Raw genomic sequence first — 19,246 nt, forward strand, 5'->3', positions numbered from 1 at the left:
TCCCCGGTAGTGAACAGGACTATCGAAGGGCACAGCGAGGTAGAGTTCAGAAATTCTCGTCAGCGGTCTGCGCCAACGCCGAATCTTCTCTGATCCGTCGTTCATTGCCGAAGCGCCGGGTGAAGCCGATGCGGTCGAAGTACTCCAGCAGTTGGATGCAGCGCTTGCGGCCAATGCCGATCCGGTCACGGAAGGTAGCGGCGCGGATGATGCCGGTTTCGTCGCGAAGATGCAGGGCGTGGCTGGCAAGCTGGCGCAGGGTCTGTTCGGGATAGAACAGGTCCTTCACCACCTGATGCAGCTGACCCAGGCGCGCGAGCTTGCGTAGCAGCAGGCGCACGTCGCCTTCCTCCGCGCCCAGCTCACGGGCGAGGTCACGTACCCAGGGCGGGTCGAAGGCGCCGGTCAGCAGCAACGGCCACAGGCGTTCGCGCAGCATTTCGTCAGCTTCGCCCAACTGCACGCGGTGATCGGGCACGTGCAGCCAGGGACCGCTGCTGTCCACGTGCCCGGTCGTCAGCAGGCTTTCCAGCAAGGCGATGAAGACCGGTCGCTCCAATGACGAGAAGGCGTAGCGCCGCAGGCGGTCGCGGTCGGGACCGAGCTCATCGGGGGCTTCAGCATGGAAGCGTCGCAGGGCATCGAGCAATTGCTGTTGCAGCGCCGACCAGCGCTCGGCAGCGAACAGCCGCGCACCGAGCCGGGTGTTGATCTCCACCAGTTCAGCGGGCAACTGCCAGCCGTCACGCGGGCGATTGAACTGGCGCGCCAGCAGCGCAGGATCGAGGCCGTTGCTGGCATGCGCCAACAACGTCGGCAAGGCACTTTCGAGACCGGCGCCCTGCAGGGTGCGCAGCTGCTCCAGGCGCTCCGGACTGCGCCGGTTGCGCGCGGGAGCGAACGGATCGAGCACGCGACCACCGCCAAGGGTTCGTTGCGCGGACTGGTCACGCAGCACGAGGTAGTCGCCGTGCACGGCATGAATGGGCGCATTCAGCACCAGTTGCGCGAAGGCTCGCTCACCGGGTTGCAGGCGCTCGCCTTCGAGCAGCGCGACACGGCCGGTGACGTCCTGCGCGCCGAGGTGCACATGCACTGGCGTCCAGTGGGCGAAGGCGCGGGTTTCGCCGGGCAGCAGGTTCAGGTCGATATCGATGCGCGTGGTAGGCGCATGGAGTTCGGCCGCGATCAGCCAGTCGCCCCGGTGAATCTGGTCGAGATTGAGGCGTTCGCCAGCGATGTTCACCGCCACGCGCTGGCCGGCGTGGGCCTGCTGTGCTTCGCGGTTCTGTGCGTGCAGGCCGCGCACTCGAATTCGGCGGCCAGCGTTGCCGAGCAGCAATTCGTCACCGACATTCACGCTGCCGGCAAAGGCCGTCCCGGTGACGACGACACCAGCGCCGCTGACGCTGAAGGCGCGGTCCACCGCCAGGCGGAAGCCACCGGTTGCGGCGCGTGCGCGGGTGTCACGTGCCGCGTCGGCAAGTGCTCCGCGCAACGCCTCGATCCCCTCGCCGCTGACACTGGACACCGGAAGGATCATCGCACCGGCAAGCGGACCGCTCGCCAACAGTTCGTGAACGTCTGTGGTGACCTGTTCAACGCGCTCACGCGCTACACGATCAGCCTTGGTCAGCGCAACGATGGCGCGGCGGACACCAAGCAGTTGGACGATGGCGAGGTGCTCGCGGGTCTGCGGCATCAGGCCGTCGTCGGCGGCTACCACCAGCAGCACCAGGTCGATACCGCTGGCGCCGGCAAGCATGTTGTGGATGAAGCGCTCGTGGCCCGGCACGTCAATGAAGCCGGTGAGCGCGCCGTCACCCAGATCCGCATAGACATAGCCGAGGTCGATGGTGATACCACGCTCGCGCTCCGCCGGGCGTCGGTCGCCCTCGATGCCAGTAAGGGCACGCAGCAGCGACGTCTTGCCGTGATCGATATGACCGGCGGTTCCGACGATCACGCGTCGTCCTCGGCCAGCAGCGGCAGTTGCGCGACGAAGCCCGGCTCGTCGTCGAGTTGGCGCAGGTCGAGCCAGAGGGCATCGTCATCGATGCGGCCGAGCACCGGGATCGGAAGGCAGCGCAGGCGCTCCTCCAGGTCCAGCAGCGCGCGGCCACGCTGGCGTTTGGGCTGGTTCGGGCGCAGGCACAGCGCGGCGCTGGGCAGGCGCGCGACCGGCTGGGCACCGCTGCCGATCATGCCCAGGGCATCCACGGCGCTGACGCTCCAGCCCTTGCCCAGCAGCGCAGCCAGGGCAGGCGCCAGGCACTGGGCCTGGACGCGGATATCGGCTTGCGGACGGCTGAGCAGACGCAGGCTGGTGAGGCGTTCGGCGAGGCGATCCGGATCGCGGTAGAGATTGAGTACGGCTTCCAGCGCGGCGAGGGTCAGCTTGTCCACCCGCAGCGCGCGCTTGAGCGGGTTTTTCTTGATCCGTCCGATCAGTTCCTTGCTGCCGAGGATCAGTCCGGCCTGCGGGCCACCGAGCAATTTGTCACCACTGAAGGTGACGATATCGGCACCGTCGCGCAGCGCTTCCTGCACCGTCGGTTCCTTGGGCAGGCCCCAGCGGGTGAGATCGACCAGGGTGCCGCTGCCCAGGTCTTCCAGCAGCGGCAAGCCATGGGCGTGGGCGATCTGCGCCAGTTGCGGGGTGGCGACGCTGGCGGTGAAGCCCTGCACGCTGTAGTTGCTGGTGTGCACCCGCATCAGCAGGCCGGAGCGCGGGCCGATGACGGCTTCGTAATCCTTGGCGTGGGTGCGGTTGGTGGTGCCGACTTCGACCAGTTTCACACCCGCGCGGGACATGATGTCGGGGATGCGGAAGGCACCACCGATCTCGATCAGTTCGCCGCGGGAGATGATCCCTTCCTTGCGCGCGCCCAGGCTGTTGAGCGCCAGCAGCACGGCAGCTGCATTGTTGTTGACCACGGTGACGGCTTCGGCGCCAGTCAACTCGCGGATCAGCCCGGTGATGAGGTCATCACGGTCACCCCGCTTGCCGGTGGCGAGATCGAACTCGAGGTTGAGCGGATAACGCGCGGCCAGCGTGATCGCTTCGATGGCTTCCTCGGGCAGCAAGGCGCGACCGAGGTTGGTGTGCAGCACGGTGCCGGTGAGATTGAACACACGGCGCACGCGGCTGGCGTGGTGTGCGGCGAGGCGTTCTCCCGCGCGGCCGGCGAGCACGGACTCCTCCAACTCGACAGCGGCCAGTTGGCCGTGGCGGGCGGGCTCACGCAACTCGTCGAGCAGGTCGCGCAGGGTCTTGAGCAGGGCCTCGCGGCCATAGCGTTGCTGCAGCGGCTGGCAGGCCGGGCTGCGCAGCAGCCGGTCAACGGAGGGCAAACGTACCGAGGTCATGGACGAACCTTCTGCTAGGAACAATGTGCTGGAGGCGATGGCTGGGATCAGTCTAGAAGACCGATGCCCAGGTGGAAGCTATGCCTTTGCAGGATGCGGTGGAGCGCAGCGATATCCATCACGCCCTGTGCGGCGGCAGCATGGGTATCGCTGCACTCCACCCACCCTACGAAGAGCCGCCGGGTGCGAGCAGCAGGTTCGGCGCGGTGCGCAGGTAGCCGTCCTCGGCGAGGCGGATATCCAGCGCGAGGCTGGCCAGGTCGTCCGCCTGGGCCTCGGCGTGCTTGTCGTGCTGCAGGTAGAACTGCTTGAGGTAGGACTGGCAGCCGGGGCAGGTTTCGGCCTTGAGTGGCGCCTGGTCGCTGGCGACGCCTTCGCGCTGCAGCGAGTAGTAGGCCAGGCCCTTGCTCTCGGTGCAGTGGCTGCATTTCACGCGCACGTAGTGCCATTCGCAGGAGCACAGCGAGCAGGACAGGTAGCGCAGCCCGGCATGCTTGCCCTGGCTGCGGATCATCCCTGCCACCGGGGGGGCGCCGCAGGCCGGGCAGAGGGTCTGGCTGTCGGTCTCCGCCAGGGTGTCGTCGGGCAGTTGCAGCAGCCACTGGCTGAAGGCGACCTGGAGCACGGCGCCGAGAAAGGGCACCAGCGCCGGCGGCAGCAGATCGAACTGACCGTTGAGCAGGCCCAGGGCCCAGGCCTTGCGCTGGCCGGAGTCGGCGATGCGCAGGGTCTTCAGCGCTTCGACGACTGCCGGGTTGGCGGTGAGCTCGTAAGCCTCGAGGAAGGCGTCCAGCAGCGGCAGCCACGCCCCCTCACGCACCAGCACTTCATAGGCCAGCGGCGGCATGCGGTGCTCGCGGCTGCGCGCCAGCGCGGCGGCGTCCGGTGAAGGCAGGAACAGCTTGCGATCGAGCAGCGTCTGCTGCGTTTCACAGACACCGGCGATCAGTTCGAGGTAGCCCTGCAGCGGATTGCCCGGCGCCAGTTCGCGCAGGCGCGCGGCGCGGCGGGAAAACAGATCGGGGGACGGCAGGTTGAACAGCGGGGGGATGTTGGCGGCAGCTTCGATCTGCCCGGGTTCGAGAATTCGGCCTGACACGCAGGACTCCTTGTTGGGTTCGGAGCGGGGCCTGAACGCCCCACTCCCTGGCCCTCTCCCTGAAGGGAGTGGGAACTGTCTGTGCCGGCTGACACACAGGTGTCAGCCGGCGATTACGTCGGGCGTCAGTGACCCTTGCCCTTGTCCACGTCTTTCAGCCAGGCGGCGTGGTGCTTGCGCGCCCAGCCGCGGCTGACCCAGCCGTAGAGCATCGCGCCCATCGAGCCCTTCACCCAGAGTCCGGCGTAGATGTGCACCAGGATGCTGCAGATGAGCACAAAGGCAGCGAAGGCATGCAGCAGCGAAGCGATGCGGATGAGGTCGATGCCGAAGAAGTGGCTGAAGTACGCGCGCCACATCACGAAACCGGTCACCAGCAGCACCAGCATGCACAGCAGCAGGGTCCAGAACAGCAGCTTCTGTCCAGCGTTGTAGCGGCCGACTTCCGGGAGGTTTTCCTCGCGGTTGATCACCACGTCGCGCCATTGCTTGAGCCACTGCACGTCGCGCTTCTCCACCAGGTTGTGGTGGGCGAAGCGGATCACCAGGCCGAGGAAGAACAGGAACATCGCCACCCCGAGAAAGGGATGGAGGATGCGCGTCCACGGTCCGCCACCGAAGAGGTTGGTCAGCCAGAACATGGCCGGGTGGAACAGCGCCAGCCCTGAGAGGCCGGCAAGGAAGAACAGAATGGCCACCATCCAGTGGTTGCTCCGTTCGTTGGCGTTGTAGCGTTGTATGTCTTTTTTCATGCTCGGCTCCTGGGAGAGCTTGCAAGCACCCTCTCCCCAGCCCTGGCTGCGCGCCCCGCTCCGCAGGGAGAGGGGGCAGTTCGGGAAGAAAGGTCAGCGTGGAGTACGCGGATCATAGTCATGCACCGAAGGGTCGACCTTGTGCACCTGCGCCTGCGGGTCAGGTCCGTCTTCCTCATCCTCCTCGACCCGGTTGGGGCCGATGCGGGTGTAGTGGAAGAACCCGGCCAGCACCACGCCCGCCATGGCCAGCAGGCCCAGCGGTTTGGTGAGGCCTTTCCACAGGCTGACCATCGGGCTGATCGCAGGCTTGTCGGGCAGGCCGGCGTACAGCGAGGGCTGGTCGTTGTGGTGCAGCACGTACATCACGTGCGTGCCGCCCACGCCTTGCGGGTCATACAGGCCGGCGTTCTCGAAGCCGCGGGACTTGAGGTCTTCGATGCGCTCGGCGGCGTGCTCCTTCATGTCCTCCTTGGTGCCGAAGACGATGGCGCCGGTCGGGCAGGTCTTCACGCAGGCCGGCTCCATGCCTACCGCCACGCGGTCGGAACACAGGGTGCACTTGTACGCCTTGTGATCCTTCTGCGAGATGCGCGGGATGTTGAACGGGCAGCCGGTGATGCAGTAGCCACAGCCGATGCAGTGGTCCTGGTTGAAGTCGACGATGCCGTTGGCGTACTTCACGATCGCGCCAGGACTCGGGCAGGCCTTCAGGCAGCCGGGTTCCTCGCAGTGCATGCAGCCGTCCTTGCGGATCAGCCATTCCAGGTTGCCGGCCGGATTCTCATGCTCGGTGAAGCGCATGACCGTCCAGGACTGGTCCGTGAGGTCGATCGGGTTGTCATAGGTACCGTGGTTGTGGCCCACCTCGTCGCGCAGCTCGTTCCATTCCGAGCAGGCGACCTGGCAGGCCTTGCAGCCGATGCACTTGGACACGTCGATCAGCTTGGCCACTTCCTGCTCATGCCGCACCGAGGGTGACGGCAAGGTCGTGGCGGAGCGGGCGTAGATGTCTTGACTACTCATGCGTCACCTCACGCCTTTTCCACGTTGACGAGGAAGGACTTGAACTCCGGCGTCTGCGTGTTCCCATCGCCCACGAAGGGGGTCAGGGTGTTGGTCAGGTAGCCGTTGCGCGCCACACCCGAGAACCCCCAGTGCAGGGGAATGCCCACGTGGTGCACGGTCTTGCCGTTGACCTGCAGCGGACGGATGCGCTTGGTCACCACCGCCACCGCCTTGATGTATCCGCGGTTGGAGGAGACCTTCACGCGGTCGCCAGCCTTGATGCCGAGTTCCTTGGCCAGCGCCTCGCCGATCTCGACGAACTGTTCCGGCTGGACGATGGCATTCAGGCGGCAATGCTTGGTCCAGAAGTGGAAGTGTTCGGTAAGCCGGTAGGTCGTCGCGGCGTAGGGGAACTCGTCCGCCTTGCCGAACAGCTCCATGTCGTTCTTGAACACCCGCGCCGCCGGGCTGCTGATCGCCTGCGGGTTCTTGTGCAGCGGGTTGATGCCAATCGGCGTCTCGAACGGTTCATAGTGCTCGGGGAACGGGCCCTCGGCCATCTTGTCGACGGCGAAGAAACGCGCCACGCCTTCGGGGTTCATGATGAACGGATTCATCCCGGCCTCCGGTGCCGAATCGGCCTTGAAGTCAGGGATGTCGGTGCCGCCCCAGGCCTTGCCGTTCCACCACACCAGACGCTTCTTCACCGGATCCCACGGCTTGCCGCTGACGTCAGCCGAGGCGCGGTTGTAGAGAATGCGCCGGTTGGCCGGCCAGGCCCAGGCCCAACCCAGGGTCTGCCCCATGGCGTATGGGTCGCTGTTGTCGCGGCGGGCCATCTGGTTGCCCGTCTGCGTCCAGGAGCCGGCGAAGATCCAGCAGCCGCTGGCGGTACTGCCGTCGTCGCGCAGCAGCGCGAAGGCCGGGAGCTGCTCGCCGGCTTTCGCCAGGACCATGCCGTTGTTAGGGTCGACGAGATCGGTCAGAGCCTTGCCGTTGTACTCCTTGGCCACCTCTTCCGGCGTGGGTTCGTCAGGCGTCAGGTACGGCCAGTCGAGCCCCAGGATCGGGTCGGGGAAGGCGCCGCCATCCTTGCGATAAGCCGCCTGCAGGCGATGCAGCAGGCCACTCATGATGGCGATGTCGGTACGCGCTTCACCCGGCGGCTCGGCGCCCTTCCAGTGCCATTGCAGCCAGCGCCCGGAGTTGACGATGGAGCCGTCCTCCTCGGCGAAGCAGCTGGTGGGCAGGCGGAACACCGTGGTCTGGATGGCCTTGCTGTCGACCTCGTTGAACTCGCCGGCATTGCGCCAGAACTCGGAGGTCTCGGTGGCCAGCGGGTCCATCACGACCATCCACTTCAGCTTGGACAGCGCAGCGCTGACCTTGGCCTTGTTGGGGAAGGAGGCGATGGGGTTGAAGCCCTGGCAGAAGTAACCGTTGACCTTGCCCTGGTACATCATGTCGAAGTAGCGCAGCACGTCGTAGCCGGCGCCCGGCATGTCCAGCTTCGGCAGCCAGTCGTAGCACCAGTTGTTTTCCTTGGTCGCCGACTTGCCGAACCAGGCCTTCATCAGGCTGACGTGGAATTTCGGGTAGTTCTGCCAGTAGGACAACTGCCCCGGGCGCAACGGTTTGCTGGTGCGCTTGGTGATGAAGGCGTTGTAGTCCTGCTCCGCGTCCATCCCCAAGGTCAGGTAGCCGGGCAGCGAGTTGGACAGCAGCCCCAGGTCGGTCAGGCCCTGGATGTTGGAGTGACCGCGCAGGGCGTTCATGCCGCCGCCGGGCATGCCGATGTTGCCCAGCAGCAGCTGGACCATCGCGCCGGTGCGGATCATCTGCGCGCCCACCGAGTGCTGGGTCCAGCCCAGGGCGTACATGATGGTCATGACCTTGGTCGGCGCCGCGGTGGTGGATATCTCCTCCCACACCTTGAGCATCATGTCCTTGGGCGTGCCGCAGATGTTGCTCACCACGTCCGGCGTATAGCGGCTGTAGTGCTGCTTCATCAGGTTGAACACGCAGCGCGGGTGCGTCAGGGTCGGGTCGACCTTGGCGAAACCGTCCTCGCCCAGCTCGTACTGCCAGGAGGACTTGTCCGGGTAGGTGCGCTTCTCCGCGTCGTAGCCGTTGAACAGCCCGTCGTCGAAGCCGAAGCCTTCCTTCACGATGAAGGAGACGTCGGTGTAGTTGTGCACGTATTCCTTCTGGTACTTGTCGTTTTCCAGCAGGTAGTTGATCAGACCGCCGAGGAAGGCGATATCCGTGCCGGTGCGGATGGGCGCGTAGTAGTCGGCCACCGACGCAGAACGGGTGAATCTCGGGTCGACCACCAGCAGGCGCGCCTTGTTGTGCGCCTTGGCTTCGGTCACCCACTTGAAGCCGCACGGGTGCGCTTCAGCGGCGTTTCCGCCCATGATCAGAATCAGATCGGCATTCTTGATGTCGGTCCAATGGTTGGTCATGGCTCCACGGCCGAACGTCGGGGCAAGACTTGCCACCGTCGGGCCGTGTCAGACACGCGCTTGGTTGTCGAACGCCAGTACGCCGAGGGAACGCACCACCTTGTGGGTGATGTAGCCCGCTTCGTTGGAGGACGCCGACGCGGCCAGGAAGCCGGTGGTCAGCCAGCGGTTCACCGTCTGGCCCTGGGCGTTCTTCTCGATGAAGTTGGCGTCGCGGTCTTCCTTCACCAGCTTGGCGATGCGATCCAGCGCCTCGTCCCAGCCGATGCGCTTCCATTCAGAGGAGCCGGCTTCGCGAACCTGCGGGTACTTCAGGCGGTTGGGACTGTGGACGAAGTCCAGCAGGCCGGCGCCTTTGGGGCAGAGCGTGCCGCGGTTGACCGGGTGATCGGAATCACCCTCGATATGGATGATGTTCTGCGCCACGTTCTTCGCGGCATCACCCTGGCTGTACATGAGGATGCCGCAGCCTACCGAGCAATAGGGGCAGGTGTTTCGGGTCTCGACGGTGCGCGCAAGCTTGAAGTGGCGGATCTGGTCGGCGAATGCATCCGGGGGTGCCATCCCGAGTGCCGCCAGGCTGGATCCTCCAAGGCCCACGGCGCAGACCTTGAAAAATTGCCGACGGTTCATATCCATCGTGCGTCTCCTGATCAGGCAGCGTACGTCCGGTGCATGGCCGGACCCTTGCTGCTTAAAAGATAGCCAAGCGGGCGCAATGCGCCAGCTTTGAGCGGGGCAGACCTTGCACGCCGGGAATCAGCGGCGCATTGACGCGCGTCAGTCCGTCACTCAGAACGGACTGCTGAGTACCCCTAAATGGGCAATAGGCGGGTAGGCGCAGGAGATACTGTCGCCGTCGGGCCGGCAGGAGGATGGCTGTCGATCCGGCTGGAGGGATTCGTGCAGCCCGAGCAGGGCCACGCCGATGAGGACAGCGAGCAGGTAATGGCGCGCATGTCTTGTTCTTATCGCTTTCATGACGACCTCCGTCACTTCAGCCTGCGATCGGGGCACGAGGCCCTGCCATAAGGTTCAGTCTGGAAGCTCTGGCGCACCTGTCAACCGAAGCGCTTGACCGAAATGCCCGAACGGCACGGCAGCCGGGCCGTTAACCGACCCACTGCCGCCCCATTAGGGTGGCAGGACCTGATTGTCCAAGAGCGCTTCCATGTCGTCCGCCGCCTCGCCCTACCCTCACCTGCTTGCCCCGCTCGACCTGGGCTCCATCCAGCTGCGCAACCGCGTGGTCATGGGCTCGATGCACACCGGGCTGGAAGACCGCCTGTGGGACTTCGGCAAGCTCGCCGCCTACTACCGCGAGCGGGCGCGCGGCGGCGTCGGGCTGATCATTACCGGCGGTTTTGCGCCCAACCGCGAGGGCTGGTTGCTGCCACTGGGCAGCAGCCTCACCAGCGGCCTGCAGGTGCCAGCGCACCGCCGCCTGACCCAGGCGGTACACCGCGAAGGCGGGCGCATCCTGCTGCAGATACTCCACGCCGGGCGCTACGGCTATCACCCCCTGGTGGTCTCGGCCTCACCGGTGAAGTCGCCGATCAGCTGGTTCGCCCCGCGCGAGCTGTCCGAGCGCGGCATCCTGCGCACCATTGCTGCCTTCGTGCGCTGCGCGAAGCTTGCCCACGCCGCCGGCTACGACGGCGTGGAGATCATGGGCAGCGAGGGCTACCTGCTGAACCAGTTCCTCTGCCCGCGCACCAACCAGCGTGAAGACCGCTGGGGCGGCGACCTGGGCAACCGCATGCGCCTGCCGCTGGAGATCGTTCGCCGTACCCGCCGTGCGCTGGGCGAGCGCTTCGTCATCAGCTATCGCCTGTCGCTGCTCGACCTGGTGGAGGGCGGCAACGACTGGGACGAGGTGCGCACCGTTGCCCGAGCCCTCGAAGGCGCCGGTATCGATCTGCTCAACACCGGCGTCGGCTGGCACGAATCGCGGGTGCCGACCATCGTCACCTCGGTACCGCGGGCGGCCTTCGCCGACGTGACCGCGCGCCTGCGCCACGAACTGCGCGTGCCGGTGATCGCCAGCAACCGTATCAACACGCCGGAGGTCGCCGAGCAACTGCTCGCCGACGGTCACGCCGATCTCGTTTCGATGGCCCGACCGCTGCTGGCCGACCCGCAATTCGTGGAGAAAGCCGCCACCGGCCGCGCCGCGTCGATCAACACCTGCATTGCCTGCAACCAGGCCTGCCTGGACCACGCCTTCGCCAACCGCCGCGCCAGCTGCCTGGTCAACCCGCGTGCGGCATTCGAGACCGAACTGCGCTACCGCAAGGCACGCGTGCACAAGCGCATCGCGGTGATCGGCGCAGGGCCGGCAGGGCTGTCCGCCGCCTGCGTCGCCGCCGAGCGCGGCCACCGGGTGACGCTGTTCGAAGCCACCGGGGAAATCGGCGGACAGTTCAACCTGGCCAAGCGCGTGCCGGGCAAGGAGGAGTTCCACGAGACGCTGCGCTACTTCGCCGTGCGCCTGAGCGAGCTGGGCGTCGAGGTGCAGTTGGGCCGTCGCATCCAGCGTGGCGAACTGCGCGGCGAATACGACGAGGTCATCGTCGCCACCGGCATCCGGCCGCGCACGCCGTCGATTGCCGGAATCGGCCACGCCAAGGTGCTCAGCTACCTCGACGTGCTGCGTGGCGCGCCGGTGGGCGGGAAGGTCGCGCTGATCGGCGCGGGCGGCATCGGCTTCGACGTCGCCAGCTTCCTGCTGACCGAGCGCGACGGCCCGCAACCGTTGGGCGAGTGGCTCGGCCAGTGGGGCATCGACCTGGACAATGCGACGCCAGGCGGACTGATCCCCCCGGTCGCCAGCGCACCACCTCGCCAGCTCTGGCTACTGCAACGCAAGGCCGGCCAACCCGGCGCCGGGCTGGGCAAGACCAGCGGCTGGGTGCACCGCGCGCATCTCAAGCACCACGGCGTGCGAATGCTCGGCGGCGTGGAGTACCTGCGCATCGACGACGACGGCCTGCATGTGCGCATCGATGGCCGGGAGCAATGCCTGGCCGTGGACAACGTGGTGATCTGCGCCGGGCAGGAGCCGCTGCTGGAGCTGCAGCCGACGCTGGCCGCGGAGAACCTGCGCTACCACGTCATCGGCGGCGCCAACGTGGCGCGGGAGCTGGATGCCAAGCGTGCGATTCGCGAGGGCGCGGAGCTGGCGGCGCGGTTGTAGCGACGTCATTCATGATGTTTCGCCGAGGCCGGAGTTCACTCCTCCGTCCGTGCCAGCGGAACACGTGGCGCACATGCTCTAGGAGCGGTCCGTGCCGCGATCCCGGGCATGGCCCGTTCCCACAGGAGAAGTGCGATATCACGACTCCAGCAGCACCTTGATCGCCTGCAGGTCGCGTTCCACCCACTGCGCATCGCGCTCGAAAGTCGCGTCGTCCATCTGCGGCTGGCGCAACAGAGTGAGTTGCAGCTCGCAGCCATCGCCATTGGCGATCAGCCGCAGCGGAATATGGATGGCTGGCGCCTGCTCGGGCAGCACGTCATGGTCGAGCACGCCGAACGCGTTGCGTGGCGAGAAGCGCACGCGCAGCGGGCCCTGTGGCGTCTGCGCCAGCCAAAGTTCCCCCTCCAGCGGCTCGATCGCGCTGCACAGGCCGGACGCCCAGCGCGGGAAGTTCTTCGGGTCGGCGAGGAAGTCGTAGGCCGCGTCGCGCGGCCGTTCGATACGGACGCTCAGCACGCGGGAAGCGCGGGTGGCCATGATCAGGACCTCCATCGGGACAGGAGCGATGCTCCGGTCTGGTGCATACTACGCGGCCAACCCCTCTCGATCGACCGCAGGCCAGTCCTCCGCTGCCCTGCTTTCTGAGCATTTCCGGAGTTTTCCATGCCTACGCCGCCCTGGTGGTTGTTCGTCCTTCCGCTGATCGCCGGCGCCTGCCTGCCGCTGCAAGCCGGCATCAACGGCCAGTTGGCCAAACAGGTGTCCAGCGTGCTTGCCGCCGCGCTGATTTCCTTCTTCGTCGGCATGCTGGGTCTGCTCGCGCTGACCCTGGCCAACCGGGAATTCCCCAGCCTCGCGGCGATGCGCGGGATGCCCTGGTGGCAGTGGTGCGGGGGATTCCTGGGGATGTTCTTCATCTTCATCGCCGCCTTCGCCGCACCGCGCGTCGGCGCGCTGATGTTCATGGTGCTGGTGCTCGCCGGCCAACTGGGCATGGCGCTGGCGCTCGACCACTTTGGCTGGGCCGGTTTCAAGGAAGCGCCGGTGAGCACCCTGAAGATCGCCGGCATGGCCGCCATCGCCGTTGGCATCTGGATGATCCGCAAGGGCTGAACCCCGTCCGTCTACGCTGAGCACGGATGGCTCACCCGCAGGAGATTTTCATGACTGATATCCAGGTGGTCCTGGTCGACGAACACGACAACCCGACCGGCACAATGGAGAAGCACGAGGCCCATCATCTCGGCGTGCGCCACCGCGCCATCTCCGTCTACCTGTTCAACCACGCCGGCGAACTGCTGCTGCAGCGCCGCGCGGCGGGCAAGTACCACTGCGGCGGACTGTGGAGCAACACCTGCTGCGGCCATCCCTACCCGGACGAGTCCGCACTGCACGCCGCCGAGCGCCGCCTGCGCGAGGAGATGGGTGTAGAGTGCGCGCTGCACAAGCTGTTCGAGTTCAGCTACCGACTGGACCTGGCCAACGGGATGACCGAACACGAATACGGTCACCTGTTCGGCGCCGTCGACGAACAACTGCCGCGGCCCGACCCGCTTGAAGCCGACGACTTCCGCTACATCGCCCTGGCCGAGCTGGAAGCCGAGATGGCGGCGCAGCCGCAGCGTTTCACACCCTGGTTCCTGATCTGCTACCCGACCTTCAAGGACTACCTGCACGCCAAGGGTGGAGTCGCTGCCCTCGCAGCTCGTTGAGCGCTTCCCTTCCCGGCTCAGCTCGTCGGTTCCCTGCGGGTCGTCGTCGAAAGCCCGCGCAATTCTGCGCGCCGGCCACTATGATGCGCGCCTTCGCGCCACCGCACTGACTTGCCGCCATGAGAAAACCACCACTGATCGCCAACGCCGAACTGGACCGCCTGGAAACCTGGGCCAAGTACACGTCGGGCCTGTGCAAGGACTGCAACGCCACCTGCTGCACCATGCCGGCGGAAGTGAACGTCAACGACCTGATCCGTATCGGCGTCGTCGACGAATTCGAGCGCGACGAGCCGGCGAAGAACATCGCCAAGCGCCTGCTGAAGGAAGGCGTCGTCGAGCGCTTCAACCAGAAGAGCGGCATCTTCACCCTGACCCGCACCAGCAACGGCGACTGCTACTTCCTCGACCGCAAGACCCGCCTGTGCACCGTCTACACCAAGCGCCCGGACACCTGCCGCAACCACCCGCAGGTCGGCCCGCGCCCCGGTTATTGCGCCTACCGCAAGAAAACGGCCTGATCACCACCGCCTGAAGCCAGGGGCCCCCGGCTCGCTATACTGCGCGCCAGCTCAGGAGCCCCTCATGAATTCCCTGCTCGAAGCCTGGCGGCATTCGCCGACCCACCATCGTGTCTGGGCGCTTGCCGCGCCGATGATCCTCTCCAACGTTTCCGTGCCACTGGTCACCCTGGTGGACAGCGCAGTGATCGGCCACCTGCCGCATGCCCACCAGTTGGGTGCGGTGGCGGTCGGCGGCGGGCTCTATACCCTGCTGGTCGGTGTGCTGGGTTTCCTGCGCATGGGCACCACGGGATTCGCCGCCCAGGCCGCCGGGCGTGACGATGGCGGGGCCCTGCGGCGGATTCTCGGCCAGGGCCTGCTGCTCGCCCTCGGCCTGGCGCTGCTGCTCGGCCTGCTGGCGGTACCGTTGACCGGCCCGGCGCTGGCGTTGATGCGCCCGTCCGCCGCGCTGGATGCGCTGGCGCGCGAGTTCTTCCACATCCGCCTGTTCGGCCTGCCGGCGGCGCTGTCCACCTACGCGCTGGTCGGCTGGTTCCTCGGCACGCAGAACGCCCGCGCGCCGCTGGCGATCCTGCTGACCACCAACCTCATCAACATCGTGCTCAGCCTGTGGTTCGTGCTGGGGCTGGGCTGGGGCGTGGCCGGCGCGGCGAAGGCTGCGGTGACCGCCGAATGGGGCGGCGCCCTGCTCGGCCTGGCGCTGACCCGTGGCTCGCTCAGGCGCTTCCCCGGTATGCCGGACTGGTCGCGCCTGCGCGCCTGGGCCAGCTGGCGGCCGCTGCTGATGGTCAACCGTGACATCTTCATCCGTAGTCTGGCGCTGCAGGGCGTGTTCTTCCTGCTCACGGTGCAGGGCACGCGCCTGGGCGACGCCACGGTGGCGGCCAACGCATTGCTGCTCAACGGACTCATGGTCACCGCCTACGCCCTCGACGGCCTGGCCCACGCCGTCGAGGCGCTGTGCGGCCATGCCATTGGCGGCCGCGACCGCACCGCCCTGCGCCGTTCGCTGGTGGTCACCTGCGGCTGGTCGCTGATCGCCAGCCTGCTGTTCGTCGCCTTCTTCACCGTCTTCGGACACCTGTTCATCGCCCTGCAGAGCGATATCCCGGACGTCCGCGCCACCGCCGATCGGTATCTGCCCTACCTCGCCTGCCTGCCGCTGATCGGCATGTGGAGCTACCTGCTCGACGGCCTGTTCATCGGCGCCACGCGCGCCCGCGAGATGCGCAACGCCATGCTGCTTGCCTGCGCAGCCAGCCTGCCGCTGGGCCTGGCGCTGCAAGGCTGGGGAAATCACGGTTTGTGGCTAACCTTCCTATGCTTCATGTTGCTGCGCGGCGTGATCCTCGCAGCCTATGCCTGGCGCCTGACGCGCCAGGACGCGTGGCAGGCGCCTGCCAGCCCCTGACCTGTTGAGGAGACTCCATGCCGGCTTGTCCCATTCCCGTTGACGAATCCCAGCGTCAGCAGACCCTGGATGAGATGAACCTGCTCGACACCCCGGCCGAGCACTACCTGGATACCCTGGTCCGGCTGACCCAGGACCTGGTGCGGGTGGACACCGTGCTGATCAGCCTGATCGATCAGGATCGACAGTGGTTCAAGGCCCGCATCGGCCTGGACGCCAGCGAGACCAAGCGCGACGTGTCCTTCTGCGGCTACGCGATTCTCGGCGAGGACACCCTGCTGGTGCCCGACGCCACGCTCGACGAGCGCTTCGCCGACAACCCGCTGGTCCTCGGCCCACCCTATATCCGCTTCTACGCCGGACGCCCCTTGCGCGCCGGCAACGGCCAGGCGATCGGCACCCTGTGCATGATCGACCCGCGCCCGCGCGGCATGACGGCGGCGCAACAGGCCAATTTCCGCGACCTCGCCACCCTCGCCGAGGGCTACCTGCAACTGCGCAGTCTGATCCAGAGCACCCGCGACCTGCGCGTGGAGATGGACCGCGAACAGCGCAAGGCCCTGCTCGATCCGCTGACCCAGCTGTGGAACCGTGGCGGACTGCTCACCTTCCAGGACCGCGAATGCCGGTTGGCGCGGGAAAGCCAGGCACAACTGGGCGTGCTCTACGCGGACCTCGACCACTTCAAGGCAGTCAACGACCAGCACGGCCACGCCGCCGGTGACCAGGTGCTCTGCGAATGCGCCCGGCGCCTGCGCGCCGCGCTGCGGCCGGACGACCTGCTGGTGCGCCAGGGAGGGGAGGAATTCGTCGCGCTACTCAAGGTGAAGGATGGCGAGGAACTGCAGCGTGTCGCTGAGCGCGTGCGCGAGCTGATCGGTCACGAGCCGGTACAGCTCCCCGGCGGACCGCTGCCGGTCAGCCTGAGCATCGGCTGTACCCTGCTGGCGGGAGAAGAACACATCGACCAGGCGCTGGAACGCGCCGACATCGCGCTCTACAGTGCCAAGCAGGCCGGGCGCAACCGAGTGAACTTCAGCGCACCGCCGGCCCCAGCCTGATCAGAAGAAAGGCCCCAGAAGAGGACCCACTCATGGCCCAAGCCATCGCCGCGTACCTGCACTACCTGTCGATTTTCATCCTGTTCGCCCTGCTGGTGCTGGAGCACCAGCTGTTCCGCCTGCCGCTGGACCTGTCGCGGGCGCGCAGCCTGGTGATCGTCGACCTGGCCTACGGCACCTGCGCCGGTGTGGTGCTGCTGACGGGCGCGGCACGGGTCGTCTGGTTCGCCAAGGGGCCGGAGTACTACCTGCACAACAGCCTGTTCCACGCCAAGATCGGCCTGTTCGTGCTGGTGGCCCTGCTATCGATCCTGCCAACCATGACCTTCCTCAACTGGCGCAACGAGCTCAAGGCCGGGCGCGTTCCGATGCCGAGCGAGCGCCAAGCCAGGCTGGTGATCATGACCCTCCGCATCGAACTGCTGGCGCTGATGATCCTGCCGCTTCTGGCGACCCTGATGGCACGCGGCTTCGGGATGATCGGCTGAGCGAGCGGGCGATACCGTTCCGCGCTATTGGCCGACAATCACTGTCCAGGGACGCTGGGCACCAGCAACTGGGCCAGCCGGCTGCGCAGCACGCCCACCTCCAGCCCCTGCCCTGACAGACGAAAGCGCTCGCGCAGCACCGACAGCAGCTCATCCGCGCTGACAATGCTGCGCTGCTCGACTTCGCCTTCCACGCTGCGCCGGGTGAACTGCCCGTTGAGCAGTGACAGCCGCGCGCCCTCCTCGCTGAGCGCAACCCGTAGCGAATGACGGAACACACTCTGCGGAAAGGTCGAGGTGTACCAGTTGCGCATGCCGTAGTCGGCCCAGTGCTGCGGCTCCAGGGTGAAGCGGTACAGCGTCTGCCAGCCGGACGCCGAGCGTGTCGCCATCTCCAGTTCATCGTCGAGGGCGCCGGCGATGCGCCAGCCGCCGGGCAGTGCTTCATTCACGCGCAGCGGCAGAGCCCTGGGCGAGGCAGGGCCGCCGAAGCCGATGTCCACCAGATGCGCTCCGTCGGGCAGATCGACCCGCAGCAGCAGGTGCGTCTGCGGTGTCAGCGGCGCATCCGCCGGCAGCCCCCAGCGCACCCGCGCCACCAGCAGCGTCACCCGGTAGCCAAGGCTGCTCAGCAGGCGGGCGAACAGGCTGTTCAGCTCGAAGCAGTAGCCGCCCCGACGCCCCTCGACGACCTTGGCGAACACCGCGTCCGGCTCGATCAGGATGGGTTTGTCCAGCAGCACATCGAGGTTCTCGAAGGGCAGGTGATGCAGCGCCGCGACGATCAGCCGGTCGAGGTTCTCCAGCGTCGGGGCCGGGCGCACCGCCGACAGGCCCAGGCGCGCCAGGGTCGCCTCGAGTTGGGTCGCACTGAAGGGGGTGAGCGGGGTCATGCGAGTCTCCTTTCGCGAAGCTCAATGGCTGTGGTCGGCAGCCGGTTCAGGGATGACCAGCGGGCCGCACTTATCGTCGCTGACGATCACCGCCAGCAGGCGCGCGGGTTCGCTGGCACTGGGATTCTCGGCGAACAGGTGCAGCTCGCGGCTGGGCTCGAACCAGGTCTGGCCCGCAGCGTAGGTCTGTGCCGGCAGGCCCTGCATCTGCGAGCGGACCTGTCCGCTGAGCACGATGGCGGTCACCGCGCCGGGATGGCGGTGCGCCGGGGTGAAACCGTTGGGCGGAAAATCCACCTGCAGCGTGGTCACGACCTTGCCGGGCATGTCGGCCAGCGGCTCGCAGGACAGGCGCGTCACCTGCGTGGCCGGCCGCACGCCGGCCGGATGTCCGACGTGGCTGTCGGCAAGGCTCACCAGCGGCCTCGACCAGGGCTGCCAGAGCAGCGCGCCAGCGGCGATAGCCGCCGCGACCGCCAGCCCGGTGCACGCGTCACGCCCCAGCACGAGGTTCACGCTGTCGCTCCCGCCAGGCGGAAGCCCGGCTGCCAGCCGAGGCGGTGGCGGGCCTTGGCCGAGCTGACGTCAAGGTCCTGCTCCGTCACGTTGTAGGCTCCGTGCGCGCCCCACTCCAGCGCCAGCAGCGCGGCACGGGCGGCATCATCGACGTGTACCGACAGGCGCGGGTCAGGCGTTTCGGTGCCGGTACCAGGTCCGTAGAGCCGGCCGTAGCGCAGCACGATGCCTTCCATCGGCCGCGCGCCGAGTACCGCGTCTTCCAGCGCCACCACACCGCCAACGCTGACGGCGCGCGGGCCTTCTGCGCCACGATCCAGTGGCTGCTCTTCGTGCAGCGGCAACTCACCCGGCGCGTAGGCCCAGGCAATGCTCTGCGCGACCAGGCGCTCGACACCGGCCGCACGGGCAGCAGCGACCAGGTTGGCGGTGCCCTCACGGCGGACACGGGCGTTGCGCGGCAGGGCGGCGGGCATCAACGCGGGGTCGAGGCCGGCGGGCAGGTCGGTGAGCTGATGGATCACCCAGCGCGGCTGGAATGCCTGAACGGCGGCATGCAAGGCCTGCGCGTCATAGACGTCCAGCACCAGCGCCTGGGCCCCGGCTGCCTGGAGAGCGGCCGCACGTTCCTTGCTGCGACTGATCGCCAGCACCTGATAGCCGCGCTCCAGCAGCATCGGCAGCAGGCGCTGGCCGATGGCGCCGCTGGCACCGGCAAAGAAGACTTTCATGCACATGGGAGACCTCAG

17 protein-coding genes are annotated in these 19,246 nt (G+C 67.0%); 7 read left to right on the plus strand and 10 right to left on the minus strand.

What is annotated here, in order from left to right:
* Nucleotides 1–46: 46 nt before the first annotated feature.
* From selB to fdnG, 6 genes are all read right to left on the minus strand, one after another.
* Entirely contained in the window at nt 47–1,966 is a 1,920-nt protein-coding gene (gene selB, locus AC1ZV1_RS26380; protein WP_484294323.1) for a selenocysteine-specific translation elongation factor, read from the minus strand.
* Nucleotides 1,963–3,369 (minus strand): L-seryl-tRNA(Sec) selenium transferase, encoded by a 1,407-nt coding sequence (gene selA / locus AC1ZV1_RS26385; protein ID WP_484294324.1) that lies wholly within the window; start codon nt 3,367–3,369, stop codon nt 1,963–1,965. The genes selB and selA overlap by 4 nt, the downstream gene beginning before the upstream one ends.
* Before the next feature lie 166 nt (nt 3,370–3,535).
* Nucleotides 3,536–4,468: a formate dehydrogenase accessory protein FdhE gene (fdhE, locus tag AC1ZV1_RS26390; protein WP_484294325.1), complete on the minus strand. Its 933-nt coding sequence runs from the start codon at nt 4,466–4,468 to the stop codon at nt 3,536–3,538.
* A gap of 125 nt (nt 4,469–4,593) precedes the next feature.
* On the minus strand, nt 4,594–5,220 hold the full coding sequence (locus AC1ZV1_RS26395) for a formate dehydrogenase subunit gamma (protein ID WP_484294326.1): 627 nt from the start codon (nt 5,218–5,220) through the stop codon (nt 4,594–4,596).
* Nucleotides 5,221–5,313: 93 nt separating this feature from the next.
* On the minus strand, nt 5,314–6,246 hold the full coding sequence (gene fdxH / locus AC1ZV1_RS26400) for a formate dehydrogenase subunit beta (RefSeq protein ID WP_484294327.1): 933 nt from the start codon (nt 6,244–6,246) through the stop codon (nt 5,314–5,316).
* A gap of 8 nt (nt 6,247–6,254) precedes the next feature.
* Nucleotides 6,255–9,332 (minus strand): formate dehydrogenase-N subunit alpha, encoded by a 3,078-nt coding sequence (fdnG, locus tag AC1ZV1_RS26405; protein WP_484294328.1) that lies wholly within the window; start codon nt 9,330–9,332, stop codon nt 6,255–6,257.
* Between the two features lie 532 nt (nt 9,333–9,864).
* Between fdnG and AC1ZV1_RS26410 the strand changes: the two genes are divergently transcribed.
* On the plus strand, nt 9,865–11,889 hold the full coding sequence (locus AC1ZV1_RS26410) for an oxidoreductase (protein ID WP_484294329.1): 2,025 nt from the start codon (nt 9,865–9,867) through the stop codon (nt 11,887–11,889).
* Between the two features lie 138 nt (nt 11,890–12,027).
* Here the strand turns inward: AC1ZV1_RS26410 and AC1ZV1_RS26415 are convergent, their stop codons facing one another.
* Nucleotides 12,028–12,429, minus strand: coding sequence for an SRPBCC family protein (locus AC1ZV1_RS26415; RefSeq protein WP_484294330.1), 402 nt, complete (start codon nt 12,427–12,429; stop codon nt 12,028–12,030).
* A 126-nt stretch (nt 12,430–12,555) separates the two neighbouring features.
* Here AC1ZV1_RS26415 and AC1ZV1_RS26420 point away from each other — a divergent pair, with 126 nt between their 5' ends.
* The 6 genes from AC1ZV1_RS26420 (at nt 12,556) to AC1ZV1_RS26445 (ending at nt 17,088) form a co-directional block, all read left to right on the plus strand.
* A complete protein-coding gene (locus tag AC1ZV1_RS26420) occupies nt 12,556–13,005 on the plus strand; it encodes a DMT family transporter (RefSeq protein ID WP_081515646.1) in 450 nt (149 codons plus the stop codon).
* Between the two features lie 50 nt (nt 13,006–13,055).
* A complete protein-coding gene (idi, locus tag AC1ZV1_RS26425) occupies nt 13,056–13,604 on the plus strand; it encodes an isopentenyl-diphosphate Delta-isomerase (RefSeq protein WP_484294331.1) in 549 nt (182 codons plus the stop codon).
* 119 nt (nt 13,605–13,723) lie between these two features.
* Nucleotides 13,724–14,125 (plus strand): YkgJ family cysteine cluster protein, encoded by a 402-nt coding sequence (locus tag AC1ZV1_RS26430; protein ID WP_416746037.1) that lies wholly within the window; start codon nt 13,724–13,726, stop codon nt 14,123–14,125.
* Between the two features lie 64 nt (nt 14,126–14,189).
* A complete protein-coding gene (locus tag AC1ZV1_RS26435) occupies nt 14,190–15,539 on the plus strand; it encodes an MATE family efflux transporter (protein WP_484294332.1) in 1,350 nt (449 codons plus the stop codon).
* A gap of 17 nt (nt 15,540–15,556) precedes the next feature.
* Nucleotides 15,557–16,600, plus strand: a complete 1,044-nt coding sequence (locus AC1ZV1_RS26440; protein ID WP_484294333.1) for a sensor domain-containing diguanylate cyclase — start codon at nt 15,557–15,559, stop codon at nt 16,598–16,600.
* A 32-nt stretch (nt 16,601–16,632) separates the two neighbouring features.
* Nucleotides 16,633–17,088, plus strand: coding sequence for a DUF2214 family protein (locus AC1ZV1_RS26445; RefSeq protein ID WP_484294334.1), 456 nt, complete (start codon nt 16,633–16,635; stop codon nt 17,086–17,088).
* A 38-nt stretch (nt 17,089–17,126) separates the two neighbouring features.
* On the opposite strand, the gene AC1ZV1_RS26450 is transcribed toward AC1ZV1_RS26445, so the two are convergent.
* Genes AC1ZV1_RS26450 through AC1ZV1_RS26460 form a run of 3 tightly spaced genes read right to left on the minus strand, consistent with a single transcriptional unit; the run spans nt 17,127 to nt 19,234 of the window.
* Nucleotides 17,127–17,981 (minus strand): arylamine N-acetyltransferase family protein, encoded by an 855-nt coding sequence (locus AC1ZV1_RS26450; RefSeq protein WP_484294335.1) that lies wholly within the window; start codon nt 17,979–17,981, stop codon nt 17,127–17,129.
* A 21-nt stretch (nt 17,982–18,002) separates the two neighbouring features.
* Complete coding sequence (locus tag AC1ZV1_RS26455) at nt 18,003–18,497, minus strand: cupin domain-containing protein (protein WP_484294336.1); 495 nt, start codon at nt 18,495–18,497, stop codon at nt 18,003–18,005.
* Entirely contained in the window at nt 18,494–19,234 is a 741-nt protein-coding gene (locus tag AC1ZV1_RS26460) for an NAD-dependent epimerase/dehydratase family protein (protein WP_484294337.1), read from the minus strand. Before AC1ZV1_RS26460 ends, AC1ZV1_RS26455 begins: the two co-directional genes overlap by 4 nt.
* Between the last annotated feature and the right edge of the window lie 12 nt (nt 19,235–19,246).

The organism is Pseudomonas sp. BB438 (assembly GCF_057180225.1).